We start from the raw sequence: 13751 nt of genomic DNA, 5'->3' as shown, positions 1-13751 counted from the left end.
GGAAGGTACCCCAGCATCGGGCACACTGTCCGGATCCGCACCCCGTGAGAGGAGCAGCGAGCGCGTATGACGACCTCTTCGCCCCACTCGGCCCCCCGGAAGGACCTACGGAACGGGCACTGCCCGGGCGAGCGCACGGAGGGCTTCGAGGGGTTCCGCGGGGCGGCTCCCGTCCTCGACCCGCTGGCCGCGGTCCGCTCGGAGGCCGACCCGCCGACCGACGTGTACCTGACCGGGACGGTCTTCCTGGACATCATCTTCACGGGCCTGGACTCGGCCCCCGTGCGCGGCACGGAGTCCTGGGCGCGGGGCATGGGGTCGAGCCCCGGCGGCATCGCCAACATGGCCACCGCCCTGGCCCGGCTGGGCCTGCGCACCTCCCTCGCCGCGGCCTTCGGCGACGACATGTACGGCGAGTACTGCTGGGAGGCGCTCGCGCAAGGGGAGGGAATCGATCTCGGCCCTTCGCGCACGGTGCCCGGCTGGCACTCGCCCGTGACCGTCTCCATGGCCTACGAGGGCGAGCGCACGATGGTCTCCCACGGCCACGAGGCGCCGCCGCCCGGCGACGGCGGGGGCGTGCCCGCCCCCGAGTGCCCGCCGGCCTCGCGGGCCTGCGTGGCGCTGCTCGTGCCCGGCCGCCAGGAGGAGTGGATCGCGCGCGCCGCCGCCCGTGGCAGCAGGGTCTTCGCCGACGTCGGCTGGGACGAGACGGGCCGCTGGGACCCGGCCGACCTCGCCGACCTGGAGCACTGCGAGGCCTTCCTGCCCAACGCGGAGGAGGCCATGCGCTACACCCGCACCGACTGCCCCCGCGCCGCCGCCCGCGCCCTCGCCGAGAAGGTGCCGGTCGCCGTCGTCACCATGGGGGAGAAGGGCGCGTTCGCGGTCGACAGCAGCACGGGGGAGAGTGCCGAGGTCCCCGCGATCGCCGTCGAGGCGCTCGACCCCACCGGCGCCGGGGACGTCTTCGTCGCGGGCTTCGTCACGGGCACCCTGGCCGGCTGGCCGCTCGCCGACCGGCTCGCCTTCGCCGGGCTGACGGCCGCCCTGTCCGTACAGGAATTCGGGGGGTCGCTGTCCGCGCCCGGGTGGGTCGAGATCGCCGCCTGGTGGAAGCACGTGCGCTCCTACGACGACCAGGCCCCCGCCGTCCGCCGCCGCTACGCCTTCCTCGACGGCCTGCTGCCCGCGGCCGTCCGCCCCTGGCCGCTGCGCCGGGCCGTGCCCACGCTCGGCTTCCGCAGCCCGTAGCCCCCGGGCCGCTTCCGTCCCGGAAAACCCGGCGGGCCTGCGGGCGACCCGTCGTACCCTGGTATTCCAAGGATCTCCGGACCCGGAATGCAGAAAAGAGGCGATGAGCAGGCCAGAGCGCCGGCCCATGACTCAGACACCCACACGACCGCAGGCGACGGCGCGGTTCACGGTCCCGGCCAAGCACCCCATGGTGACGGTCCTGGGCTCCGGTGACGCCCTCCTGCAGGTCATAGAGAAAGCGTTCCCGTCCACGGACATCCACGTACGGGGCAACGAGATCAGCGCCACCGGGGAGCCGCGGGAAGTCGCCCTCGTGCAGCGCCTGTTCGATCAAATGATGCTGGTGCTCCGCACGGGTGCGCCGATGACGGAGGACGCGGTGGAACGCTCGATCGCCATGCTCAGGGACGAGGCGCAGGGGGCCGAGACCCCCGCCGAGGTCCTCACCCAGAACATCCTCTCCAGCCGCGGCCGCACCATCCGGCCCAAGACGCTCAACCAGAAGCGCTACGTCGACGCGATCGACAAGCACACGGTCGTCTTCGGCATCGGTCCCGCGGGCACCGGCAAGACCTACCTGGCCATGGCCAAGGCCGTGCAGGCCCTCCAGTCCAAGCAGGTCAACCGGATCATCCTGACCCGCCCCGCCGTCGAGGCCGGCGAGCGGCTCGGCTTCCTGCCGGGCACGCTCTACGAGAAGATCGACCCCTACCTGCGCCCGCTCTACGACGCCCTGCACGACATGCTCGACCCCGACTCCATCCCGCGCCTGATGGCCGCCGGGACGATCGAGGTCGCCCCGCTGGCGTACATGCGCGGCCGCACCCTCAACGACGCCTTCATCATCCTGGACGAGGCCCAGAACACGAGCCCCGAGCAGATGAAGATGTTCCTGACCCGGCTCGGCTTCGACTCCAAGATCGTCATCACGGGAGACATCACCCAGATCGACCTCCCCGGCGGCACGAAGAGCGGCCTGCGCCAGGTGCGGGAGATCCTCGACGGCGTCGACGACGTCCACTTCTCCCTGCTCACCAGCAACGACGTCGTCCGGCACAAGCTCGTCGGCCGTATTGTCGACGCGTACGAACAGTACGACAGCCGAAACGAAAGCACCCCCCGGTAAAAACACGATGGCTATCGACGTCAACAACGAATCCGGCACGGACATCGACGAGCAGGCGGTCCTCGACATCGCCCGCTACGCCCTCGCCCGGATGCGCATCCACCCGCTCTCCGAACTCTCGGTCATCGTTGTCGACGCCGAAGCCATGGAGCAGCTCCACATCCAGTGGATGGACCTGCCCGGGCCCACCGACGTGATGTCCTTCCCGATGGACGAGCTCCGTCCCCCGGCCAAGGACGACGACGAGCCCCCGCAGGGCCTCCTCGGCGACATCGTGCTGTGCCCGGAGGTCGCCAAGCAGCAGGGCGAGGACGCGCCCACCCGGCACTCCATGGACGAGGAGCTCCAGCTGCTCACCGTCCACGGCGTCCTCCACCTGCTCGGCTACGACCACGAGGAGCCCGACGAGAAGGCCGAGATGTTCGGCCTCCAGGCCGCCATCGTCGACGGCTGGCGCGCCGAGCGCGGGATCGAGGGGCCCTCCCCGGCCCCGACGTTCACGTGACCGGGCGCCTGATCGCGGCCGCGGTCCTGCTCCTCGTCGTCGCCTGGCTCGCCGCCTGCGCCGAGGCCGGCCTCGCGCGGACCACCCGGTTCCGCGCCGAGGAGGCCGTCCGGTCCGGGCGGCGGGGCAGCGCCCGGCTGATGGCGGTCGCCGCCGACCCCACCCGCTACCTCAACGTGGCGCTGCTCGTCCGCGTCGCCTGCGAGATGGCGGCCGGCGTGCTCGTCACGTACGTCTGCCTGCAGGGCTTCGAGAAGACCTGGCAGGCGCTGACCGTCGCCATCGCCGTGATGGTCCTCGTCTCCTACGTGGCCGTCGGCGTCTCCCCGCGCACCATCGGCCGCCAGCACCCGCTGGGCACGGCCACGGCCGCCGCCTACGTGCTGCTGCCGCTCGCCCGGATCATGGGCCCGGTGCCGCAGCTGCTGATCCTCCTCGGCAACGCCCTCACCCCCGGCAAGGGCTTCCGCAAGGGCCCCTTCGCCTCCGAGGCCGAGCTGCGGGCCATGGTCGACCTCGCCGAGAAGGAGTCGCTCATCGAGGACGAGGAGCGGCGCATGGTCCACTCCGTCTTCGAGCTCGGCGACACCCTGGTGCGCGAGGTGATGGTGCCGCGCACCGACCTCGTCGTCATCGAGCGCGGCAAGACCATCCGCCAGGCCCTCACCCTCGCCCTGCGCTCCGGCTTCTCCCGGATCCCGGTCACCGGCGAGAGCGAGGACGACATCGTGGGCGTCGTCTACCTCAAGGACCTCGTCCGCAAGACGCACATCAGCCGGGACGCGGAGTCCGAGCTGGTGTCGACCGCGATGCGGCCCGCCGTCTTCGTGCCCGACACCAAGAACGCGGGCGACCTGCTGCGCGAGATGCAGCAGCAGCGCAACCACTGCGCCGTCGCCATCGACGAGTACGGCGGCACGGCCGGCATCGTCACCATCGAGGACATCCTGGAGGAGATCGTCGGTGAGATCACCGACGAGTACGACCGCGAGCTCCCGCCGGTGGAGGAGCTCGGCGAGGGCCGCTACCGCGTGACCGCGCGGCTCGACCTGGGCGACCTGGGCGAGCTCTACGGCCTCGGCGAGCTCGACGACGAGGACGTCGAGACGGTCGGCGGCCTGCTGGCGAAGTCGCTGGGCCGGGTGCCGATCGCGGGCGCCGTGGCCGAGGTGGACCTCGCGGAGTACGGGCTGGGCGAGCCGGGCGGCGTCACGGGCCTGCGCCTGACCGCGGAGGCGTCCGCGGGCCGCCGGAACCGCATCGTGACGGTCCTGGTCGAGCCGGTCCGCTGACGTAAGCGGCCGGCCGGCCGGTCGCCGGGCCGGTGCGCGCCGATCGCCCGGCCGATCTCGCGAAGCCCCCTGCGTCCATGCGGGGGGCTTTGTGAGCATTTCGTATCAGGGGCGGCCCGACGGGGCGATTCGGGAACCCCGGGCCGTGATTCCTTCATCTGGAGGCACGGAACTGACCGCCTTTGTCTGCCGGAGCACCACGATGACGAATCCCTCCACCGGGGCCTACCAGTCCCGCGGCCGCAACCGTGCTCGCCGTGCCCGACGATGGCTCGTTGCGGTGGCGTCCGTAGCCACGCTGGGGCTGATCGCCTGGCCGGTGATGAGCTACTTCGAGATCCCCCCGTTCACCGACAAGGGGGATCCCGTCAGCTACGGCCAGGCCGGTGGCGGGGGCGGGACGGACGCCAGTGGGAAGACGCTGATGCCCACGGGCCCGCAGGCCGACTTCAAGAACGCCAAGACGCTCCCCGACGGCACGCACGTCAGCGTCGTCACCCTGGACGGCAAGAAGTCCGGATTCAAGGGCAAGGTGTGGGTCTGGGCGCCCAAGGAGTACACCGACGACCCGAAGTTCGCCTCCAGCGGCTTCCCCGTCATGATCGCCCTGCCCGGCGGCCCCGGCAACGACAGCAACTACTGGGGCGTGGGCGAGTTCGGCCCGGACAAGCTCTCGCTGGAGAAGAGCGTCTCCAAGTGGTACCAGCAGGGCAAGAGCAAGCCCTTCCTGCTGGCCATGCCGATCCTCAACCCCGGCCCGGACGACAAGGGCATCTACTGGGACGGCAGTGACATCCCCGGCCAGGCGAAGATGGGCACCTGGCTGACCGAGGACGTCCCGGACCTGATGAAGGCCAACTTCCGCACGATCAAGTCACGCGACGGCTGGAGCTACATGGGCTCCTCCACCGGCGGCTTCGCGAGCCTGAAGTCCGTGCTGAAGCACCCCGACAAGTTCAAGACCGCGATCGCCAACGGCCCGGACATCGTGCCCGACTCGCCGCTGTGGCGGGGCCATGAGAAGGAGAAGGCGGAGAACAACCCCGAGGTGCTGGCCAAGCAGCTGGCGGCCGCCAAGGGGCCCGACGTCTACATCGCCTTCCAGTACGGCACCAAGGAGAACGCCAAGATGATCTCCGACGTGAAGAAGTTCATGGCCACCTACGGCAAGGGCCCCGTCCACACCAAGCTCTGGGAGATACCGGACGGCACGCACAACGCCGCCACGTACCTCAAGATGATGCAGGAGCCCATGAAGTGGATCAGCGACCAGATGGAGGGGCCGGTGCCCTCCTCCTGATCGCCTGATCACCCTCCGTACGCACGCCCGGGGCGGGCTGGAATCCCTCCAGCCCGCCCCGGGCGTTCGTCACGCCGCGCGCCGTTTCCGCAGGCCGACCGCGACGGCCGCCGCCACCGCCACGACGACCAGCGCGTCCACCCCGAGCCCCAGCCGGATGCCGCCCAGCGTGGCCGCCGCGAAGTCCGAGCCGCCGTCGGCAAGGGCCGCGGACCGGGCCGAGGCCACCGCGCTCAGCAGCGGGATCCCGATCGTGAGCCCGACCTGCTGCGAGCTGGTCACCAGCCCCGTGGCCAGACCCTGCTCGGTGTCGGGCAGGCCCGACGTCGCCGTCACTCCGTAGGCGACGATCGCCCACAGGTGCCCGACACAGGCGATGCTCGCCGCCACCAGGGCCAGCCACGCGCCGGAGGCGTCCTGCCCCAGCGCGAGCAGCGCGGCCGTGAACACGGCCTGCACGGCCAGGCCGGCCAGCAGCGTGGTGCGGGTGCCGATGCGGGCGATGACCTTCGGCGCGGAGATGCCGGCGGCGACGGCGAAGACGCCCTGCACGCCGAAGACGAGGCCGGAGCGGAAGGCCGACAGCTCCAGCACCTCCTGGAGGTACAGCGTGAGCAGGAAGATGACGGCGCTCATCATCGCGAAGGTGACCAGGCCGGCCAGGTTCCCCCAGGCGACCGTGGGTCGCCGCAGCATCGGCAGGGAGACCAGCGGCTGCGCGGCCCGGGACTCGACGACCACGAAGGCCACCAGCAGCACGGCGCCCAGGACGAGCGCGATCAGGACGTCCGCGCCGCCGAAGCCGCGCTGGGCCGCGGTCGACAGCCCATAGATGAGGGCCAGCAGGCCGCCGGTGACGGTCACCGCGCCCGGTATGTCGATCCGGGGCCGCTCCGCGGGCCGCGACTCGGTGAGCAGGCGCGGCGCCAGCGCCAGGATCGCCAGCCCGGCGACGCCCAGCAGGCCCATCGTCGAGCGCCAGCCGAGGGTGTCGGTCATGACGCCGCCGAGCACCATGCCGACGGTGAAGCCGAGCGAGAGCAGCGTGCCGCTGATGCCCAGGGCGCGCTCGCGCTGCGGGCCCTCGGCGAAGGTCGTGGTCAGCAGGGACATGCCGGTCGGCACGATGACGGCCGCGCCCAGGCCCTGCACGGCGCGCCCGGCGAGGAAGACGGCCGGGTCCCAGGCGAGCGCGGCGAGCACGGAGGCCGCGGTGAAGAGCGCGAGCCCGGCCAGGAAGACGCGGCGGCGGCCGTAGAGGTCGGCGATCCGGCCCGAGAGGAGCAGGAAGCCGCCGGACGGCAGGGCGAACGCGGTCACCGCCCACTGGAGGTCCGCCTGGCCCATGCCCAGGTCGTCGCCCAGGACGGGCAGCGCCACGTTCAGGATGGAGAAGTCGAGGGCCACGATGAACTGGGCGGCGCACAGCACCAGCAGGACCAGCTTGTCGCGGGCGGACATGCCCGGCGCGGCGGCGGTGGCCGCGCCGGCGGAGGGGGAGGGGGAGGTGGAGCGGGGAGGGGAGTCGATCGCCATGCCCCCACCTTCCGGCGGGCGGAAGAAACGTGGGGAGAGCGTGCTTATGGTGGTGGCCGCACCACCAGGCAAGGGGGAGAAAGTTGACTGCACAGGCGCGCCGCCGCCAAGAGCTGCGTGAGTTCCTGATGAGCCGCCGGGCCCGGGTGGCCCCGGCCGACGTGGGCCTGCCGGACGGCGGGGGCCGCCGGCGCACGCCCGGGCTGCGCCGCGAGGAGGTCGCGGTCCTCGCCGGCGTGGGCGCCTCCTGGTACCAGTGGCTGGAGCAGGGGCGGGACATCACCGTCTCGCCGCAGGTGCTGGACGCCGTGGCGAACGTGCTCAGGCTGAGCGGGGACGAGCGCCGCCACCTCTACGTGCTCGCCGGGCTGAACCCGCCGCAGCCGGAGTCCCCGTACGACCCGGACTACCTGTGCGAGGGCTTGCAGCGGCTGATCGACGGCTGGATGCCGTACCCGGCGCACATCATGGACCCGTACTGGAACCTGATCGCGTTCAACGACTCGGCCCGCCTGGTCATCGGCTTCCGCCGGCAGCCGCGGCCGAACTGCCTGGTCGACTTCTTCACCGACCCCGCCTACCGCGCCCGCGCGGCGAACTGGGAGCAGAACGCCGGGCGGGTCGTCGCGCAGTACCGCGCCGCGTACTCGGAGCGCCCGGACGACGAGGGGTTCCAGGAGATCGTGGCGGAGCTGTCCGCGGAGAGCCCGGAGTTCGCGGAGCTGTGGGCGCGGGGCGACGTGCAGGCGGGCGGGCAGCTGGTCAAGGAGTTCGACCACCCGGTGGCCGGGGCGCTGTACCTGGAGAGCACGCAGCTGCGCGTGCCGGCCCGGCCGGACCTGACGATCGTCATGCACAACCCGGTGGCGGACACGGGCACGGCCGCGAAGCTGGAGTGGCTGGTCTCGCCGGAGGGCCGGCGGGGCGGGATGTACTCGGTCGCGGGCTGACGGGGGACTGGCAGGAGCCGGTCCCGGCAGGGGCGGGCGCGCCCGGGCTCTTTATGCTCCCCCGTATGACGGAGAGCACGCTGGACCCAGAAGACCGCAAGATCATCACCCTGGCCCGCTCCGTGCGCGCCCGCAACGCCGTGCCCGAGGGCGCGGCCGTACGGGACGAGACGGGCCGCACGTACGCGGCCGGCACGGTCGCGCTCGACTCGCTGCGGCTCAGCGCGCTGCGGACCGCGGTCGCCATGGCCGTCGCGAGCGGCGCGAAGTCGCTGGAGGCGGCGGCGGTCGTCTCCGAGGCGGGGGCCGTCTCCGACGAGGACCGGGCCGCCGTACGGGACCTGGGCGGGGCCGCCACCCCCGTGCTCCTCGCGGGCCCCGACGGCGCCCTGCGCGCCACCGTCACCGCGGGCTGAGGCCGCGCGCGGGGCGGCGGCCGGGGAGCCCGCTGGTCGGCGGGGGGAAGTGGATCGGGGAGAATGTGGAGCATGGACAGCTCTGCCGCCCCCTCCCAGGCCCCTCACCGCGCGGGCTTCGCGTGCTTCGTCGGCCGCCCCAACGCGGGCAAGTCGACCCTGACCAACGCACTGGTGGGGACGAAGGTCGCCATCACCTCCAACCGCCCGCAGACCACGCGCCACACGGTGCGCGGCATCGTGCACCGGCCCGACGCCCAGCTCGTGCTGGTCGACACCCCCGGTCTGCACAAGCCCCGCACGCTGCTGGGCGAGCGGCTCAACGACGTCGTCCGCACCACGTGGGCCGAGGTCGACGTCATCGGCTTCTGCCTGCCCGCGGACCAGAAGCTCGGTCCGGGCGACCGCTTCATCGCGGCCGAGCTGGCCGGGATCAAGAAGACCCCCAAGGTCGCGATCGTCACCAAGACCGACCTGGTGGACTCCAAGGCGCTGGCGGAGCAGCTGATCGCCATCCAGAAGCTGGGCGAGGAGCTCGGCATCGAGTGGCGGGAGATCATCCCGGTGTCGGCCGTCGGCGACCAGCAGGTCTCCCTGCTGGCCGACCTGCTCGTGCCGATGCTTCCGGAGAGCCCGCCGCTCTACCCCGAGGGCGACCTGACCGACGAGCCCGAGCAGGTCATGGTGGCCGAGCTGATCCGCGAGGCCGCGCTGGAGGGCGTGCGGGACGAGCTGCCGCACTCCATCGCCGTCGTGGTCGAGGAGATGCTCCCGCGGGAGGACCGGCCGGCGGACAAGCCGCTGCTGGACATCCACGCGAACGTCTACATCGAGCGCCCCAGCCAGAAGGGCATCATCATCGGCCCGAAGGGCGCCCGCCTCAAGGAGGTGGGCATGAAGTCCCGCAAGCACATCGAGGCGCTCCTTGGTACCCCGGTCTACCTGGACCTTCACGTGAAGGTGGCAAAGGACTGGCAGCGCGACCCGAAGCAGCTGCGGAAGCTGGGCTTCTAGACGCCGGCAAGGCGTTACGCGCCTTCTTTCAGGACCAGCCTGATCAGTTCTCGTTGGTCGTGGGTGACGTGCGGGTCCGCGCAGTGGACCGTGCGGCCGTCGACGTCGATCTCGTACCGGAAGCCGTCCGGGACCCCCCGCGCGGCTCCCGCGCCGGCGGGCGGCGCGGCGAGTGCGCGGTGGGCCAGGGCCTGTACGTGGGTCGCGTCGGGCCGGCCGTTCGTGTCCAGCTCGGCCCGGCGCTCGATGCCGGCGAATCCGCCGGTCCGGGTGATGACGATCCGCATGGCGCCATTCTCGCCCCGGCGGGCCCACCTTTACGAGGTGGGTACGCCCACCTGCGACCACGCCTTGAGGACGGCCTGGACCTCGTCGCCGTCGCGGTAGAGCGCCCGCGCGGCCGCCACCGTCAGCCGGGCGAAGTCCGCGAACTGGGCGTCGGACGCCAGCTCTCCGCCGGTCAGCGTCGTGTACCAGATCTTCCCGGCCCGCTCCCACGCGTTGCCGCCGAGCCGGCTCGCCACGAGGTAGAAGGCGTGGTTGGGGATGCCCGAATTGATGTGCACTCCGCCGTTGTCGCGCGAGGTGCGGACGTAGTCGTCCATCGTCGCCGGCTGCGGGTCCTTGCCGAGGACGTCGTCGTCGTAGGCCGTGCCGGGCTCCTTCATGGAGCGCAGGGCCACCCCGCGGTCCACGCCCGGCCCCAGCAGCCCCTGCCCGATCAGCCAGTCGGCCTGGTCGGCGGTCTGCCCCAGCGCGTACTGCTTGATCAGCGAGCCGAAGACGTCCGAGACGGACTCGTTCAGCGCCCCGGACTGGCCGTAGTACTCCAGGTTGGCCGAGTGCTGGGTGACACCGTGGGTGAGCTCGTGGCCGATGACGTCCACCGGGATGGTGAAGTCGAGGAAGACGTCCCCGTCGCCGTCCCCGAAGACCATCTGGCTGCCGTCCCAGAAGGCGTTGTTGTAGCCCTGGCCGTAGTGGACCGTGGCGTCCAGGGGCAGGCCCGCGTCGTCGATGGAGTGCCGGCCGTACGCCTTGAGGTAGAGCTCGAAGGTGGCGCCGAGCCCGGCGTGGGCGCGGTTGACCGTCGCGTCCTTCGAGGGCGCGTCGCCCTCGCCGTGGACCTTCTTGCCGGGCTGCACCGCCCGGTGCCCGGCGTCGTAGATCGTCCGCTGCGGGGTGTCCGAGGGGGTGCCCGCCGGGGCGGTGACTCCGCGCAGCGCCGTGACCCGGCGCCGGGTGCGCTGCAGGGAGTCATGTTCCAGGGTGCGCTGGGCGGTCTCGGCCCGCGCGGCGTCGTCGGCGCGCGCGAGCTTGTCGAGCACGTGCGGCGGAATGATGGTGCAGAAAACGCTCTTCACGGTGTCACTCATGGCCTGAATCTGGCACCGGCCCCCGGCCCTGTCAGGCCCCGGCGCACCGATTAACACAATCGAGTGGAGCCGTTCCGTGTCCCGCATGCTGGAACGCCCGTACCGGATCCCGTACGGCTCGGCTACCGTGCTGTGCATCATGCGTTTCGGGCTGCTTCTTCTTAGCTGCCGCGGCGAGGGCCTGTAGTCGATCGGCCGACCCCCTCCCCGCGGAGTGAGGTGCTGCGGTCACGCTGTGACCCCGCCCCGTCGGCCGGCCCTTCCAGGACCCATGAGGAGCCCCCGCAGATGCCCGAGATCCCCGCTTCGGTCGGTCGTCCCACCCCGCTGACCGCCGCCACGGTCACCCAGCGCCCCTCCGGGATGCCGGTGCACAAGTACCGCCCCTACGAGGCCGTGGAGATCCCCGACCGCACGTGGCCCGACCGGCGGATCACCAAGGCGCCCCGCTGGCTGTCGACCGACCTGCGCGACGGCAACCAGGCCCTGATCGACCCGATGTCGCCCGCCCGCAAGCGCGAGATGTTCGACCTGCTGGTCCGCATGGGCTACAAGGAGATCGAGGTCGGCTTCCCGTCCTCCGGCGCCACCGACTTCGAGTTCGTCCGCTCGATCATCGAGGACGGCGCGATCCCCGAGGACGTGACGATCTCCGTCCTCACCCAGGCCCGCGAGGAGCTGATCGAGCGCACGGTCGAGTCCCTGCGCGGCGCCCACCGCGCCACGGTCCACCTCTACAACGCCACCGCCCCGGTCTTCCGGCGGGTCGTCTTCCGCGGCTCGCGCGAGCAGGTGAAGCAGATCGCGGTGGACGGCACGCGCCTGGTCGTGGAGTACGCCGACAAGCTCCTGGGCGAGGAGACGGTCTTCGGATTCCAGTACAGCCCGGAGATCTTCACCGACACCGAGCTGGACTTCGCCCTGGAGGTCTGCGAGGGCGTCATGGACGTCTGGCAGCCCGAGGACGGCCGGGAGATCATCCTGAACCTGCCGGCCACCGTCGAGCGCTCCACGCCCTCCACCCACGCCGACCGCTTCGAGTGGATGTCGCGGCACCTGTCCCGCCGCGAGCACGTCTGCCTGTCCGTGCACCCGCACAACGACCGGGGCACCGCCGTCGCCGCCGCCGAGCTGGCGGTCATGGCCGGGGCCGACCGCGTCGAGGGCTGCCTGTTCGGCCAGGGCGAGCGCACCGGCAACGTCGACCTGGTCACCCTGGGGATGAACCTGTTCTCCCAGGGCGTCGACCCGATGATCGACTTCTCGCAGATCGACGAGGTGCGGCGCACGGCCGAGTACTGCAACCAGATGGAGGTCCACCCGCGCCACCCCTACGCGGGCGACCTCGTCTACACCGCCTTCTCCGGCTCCCACCAGGACGCCATCAAGAAGGGCTTCGAGGCCATGGCCGCCACCGCCGCGGCCGAGGGCAAGGGCGTGGACGACATCGAGTGGGCCGTCCCCTACCTGCCGATCGACCCCAAGGACGTCGGCCGCTCCTACGAGGCCGTCATCCGCGTGAACTCGCAGTCCGGCAAGGGCGGCATCGCGTACGTCCTGAAGAACGACCACAAGCTGGACCTGCCGCGCCGGATGCAGATCGAGTTCTCGAAGATCATCCAGGGCAAGACCGACGCCGAGGGCGGCGAGGTCACCCCGGCCGAGATCTGGTCCGTCTTCCAGGACGAGTACCTGCCCACCGCCGGCAACCCCTGGGGCCGGATCGCGCTGCGCTCCACCCAGACGTCCACCACGGGCGAGGGCGGCGACGCGCTGACCGTCGAGGCGGTCGTGGACGGCGCCGACACGGTCCTGACCGGTACGGGCAACGGCCCGATCTCCGCCTTCGTCGACGCGCTGGCCGCGATCGGCGTGGACGCCCGCGTCCTCGACTACAGCGAGCACACCATGAGCGAGGGCGCGGCCGCCCGCGCCGCCTCGTACATCGAATGCGTGATCGACGGAAAGGTGCTGTGGGGCATCGGCGTCGACCCCAACACCACGCGCGCCTCGATCAAGGCGGTGGTCTCGGCGGTGAACCGGGCGTACCGCGGCTGACCGGCCGCGCCGCCGTCAAGGGACCCCGGGCGAAACCACCGTATCCGGTGGTGCCGTGGCGAGATCCCCCGTATGACGCCCGCCCGCTGCGCACGGGGTACTGACGTCGCATCATCGATGTGGCTAACATCACGTCAACGCGGCGACGAGGCCGTGGCGTTATGGAGGTGTGCGCCGTGATGCACGCGCAGGGCCGACCCGGCCGGGACCGGTGTGTGGTGGGCGTACGCACCGTGTGGCGCACGGTCGGCGACGGCGAGTTCTACTGCCCCGGCTGCGGCGGCGACCGCAATTACCGCCGCCGCACCGGGCGCCGCCGCCTCGTCGCCTTCGGACTGCCGCTGCTGCCGCGCGGCCCCGTCGGGCCGGTCGTGGAGTGCTCCGCCTGCCGCACCCGCTACGGCACGGACGCCCTCGACCACCCCACCACCACCCGCTTCTCGGCGATGCTGCGCGACGCCGTGCACACCGTCGCCCTCGCCGTCCTCGCCGCGGGCGGCACCGAGGCCCGCACGGTCCGAAGAGCCGCCGTGGGCGCCGTCCGGGCCGCGGGCTTCGTGGATTGCAGCGAGGAACAGCTGATCACCCTCATCGAGGCCCTCGCCGCCGACACGGGCCGCCTCCCCGGCGCGTACGGCACCGACCTGGGCACCCCGTCCCCCTATGCGGGGAGGGACGGCTTCGACCCGCGGGGCACGGCCCTCGCCATCGAGCTCCACGAGGCCCTGGAGCCCCTCGCGCCGCACCTCGCGCCCGCCGGCCGCGAATCGATCCTCCTGCAAGGCGCCCGCATCGCCCTCGCCGACGGCCCCTACCGGCCCGCCGAACGGGAGGTCCTCGCCACGGTCGGCCGGGCCCTCATGCTCGCCCCGGAGGACACGGACCGGCTGCTGACCGCGGCGCGGACCCCCTCCTAGCAGC

General features: G+C 72.0%; 13 protein-coding genes. 10 read left to right on the top strand and 3 right to left on the bottom strand.

Going from position 1 to position 13751, the window contains the following annotated elements; genetic code table 11:
* Positions 1 to 66 precede the first annotated feature (66 nt).
* From PS271_RS07970 to PS271_RS07950, 5 genes are all read left to right on the top strand, one after another.
* A complete protein-coding gene (locus PS271_RS07970) occupies positions 67 to 1254 on the top strand; it encodes a carbohydrate kinase family protein (RefSeq protein ID WP_398381283.1) in 1188 nt (395 codons plus the stop codon).
* A 127-nt stretch (positions 1255 to 1381) separates the two neighbouring features.
* Positions 1382 to 2383: a PhoH family protein gene (locus PS271_RS07965; protein ID WP_398381282.1), complete on the top strand. Its 1002-nt coding sequence runs from the start codon at positions 1382 to 1384 to the stop codon at positions 2381 to 2383.
* Positions 2384 to 2390: 7 nt separating this feature from the next.
* On the top strand, positions 2391 to 2888 hold the full coding sequence (ybeY, locus tag PS271_RS07960; RefSeq protein ID WP_356279828.1) for an rRNA maturation RNase YbeY: 498 nt from the start codon (positions 2391 to 2393) through the stop codon (positions 2886 to 2888).
* Positions 2885 to 4180, top strand: a complete 1296-nt coding sequence (locus PS271_RS07955; RefSeq protein WP_398381281.1) for a hemolysin family protein — start codon at positions 2885 to 2887, stop codon at positions 4178 to 4180. The genes ybeY and PS271_RS07955 overlap by 4 nt, the downstream gene beginning before the upstream one ends.
* 322 nt (positions 4181 to 4502) lie before the next feature.
* Positions 4503 to 5480, top strand: a complete 978-nt coding sequence (locus PS271_RS07950; RefSeq protein ID WP_398386734.1) for an alpha/beta hydrolase — start codon at positions 4503 to 4505, stop codon at positions 5478 to 5480.
* Between the two features lie 69 nt (positions 5481 to 5549).
* Here the strand turns inward: PS271_RS07950 and PS271_RS07945 are convergent, their stop codons facing one another.
* The gene (locus PS271_RS07945) at positions 5550 to 7016 is read right to left on the bottom strand and encodes an MFS transporter (protein ID WP_398381280.1); all 1467 of its coding nucleotides are present in this window, start codon (positions 7014 to 7016) and stop codon (positions 5550 to 5552) included.
* A 128-nt stretch (positions 7017 to 7144) separates the two neighbouring features.
* Here PS271_RS07945 and PS271_RS07940 point away from each other — a divergent pair, with 128 nt between their 5' ends.
* From PS271_RS07940 to era, 3 genes are all read left to right on the top strand, one after another.
* The gene (locus tag PS271_RS07940; protein ID WP_398386732.1) at positions 7145 to 7966 is read left to right on the top strand and encodes a helix-turn-helix transcriptional regulator; all 822 of its coding nucleotides are present in this window, start codon (positions 7145 to 7147) and stop codon (positions 7964 to 7966) included.
* Between the two features lie 65 nt (positions 7967 to 8031).
* Entirely contained in the window at positions 8032 to 8382 is a 351-nt protein-coding gene (locus tag PS271_RS07935; RefSeq protein WP_398381279.1) for a cytidine deaminase-like protein, read from the top strand.
* A gap of 72 nt (positions 8383 to 8454) precedes the next feature.
* Positions 8455 to 9396, top strand: coding sequence for a GTPase Era (gene era / locus PS271_RS07930; protein WP_398381278.1), 942 nt, complete (start codon positions 8455 to 8457; stop codon positions 9394 to 9396).
* A gap of 14 nt (positions 9397 to 9410) precedes the next feature.
* Here the strand turns inward: era and PS271_RS07925 are convergent, their stop codons facing one another.
* Together PS271_RS07925 and PS271_RS07920 are read right to left on the bottom strand one after the other, a co-directional pair.
* Positions 9411 to 9683, bottom strand: coding sequence for a protealysin inhibitor emfourin (locus PS271_RS07925; protein WP_398381277.1), 273 nt, complete (start codon positions 9681 to 9683; stop codon positions 9411 to 9413).
* A 30-nt stretch (positions 9684 to 9713) separates the two neighbouring features.
* The gene (locus tag PS271_RS07920; protein WP_398381276.1) at positions 9714 to 10772 is read right to left on the bottom strand and encodes a M4 family metallopeptidase; all 1059 of its coding nucleotides are present in this window, start codon (positions 10770 to 10772) and stop codon (positions 9714 to 9716) included.
* 288 nt (positions 10773 to 11060) lie between these two features.
* On the opposite strand from PS271_RS07920, the gene leuA reads away from it, so the two are divergent.
* A complete protein-coding gene (leuA, locus tag PS271_RS07915) occupies positions 11061 to 12830 on the top strand; it encodes a 2-isopropylmalate synthase (RefSeq protein WP_398381275.1) in 1770 nt (589 codons plus the stop codon).
* Between the two features lie 179 nt (positions 12831 to 13009).
* Positions 13010 to 13747, top strand: a complete 738-nt coding sequence (locus PS271_RS07910; protein WP_398386730.1) for a TerB family tellurite resistance protein — start codon at positions 13010 to 13012, stop codon at positions 13745 to 13747.
* The last annotated feature ends 4 nt before the right edge of the window (positions 13748 to 13751 follow it).

This window comes from Streptomyces sp. SCA2-17, assembly GCF_044336695.1.
This window is presented reverse-complemented; position numbering and strand designations above follow the sequence as displayed.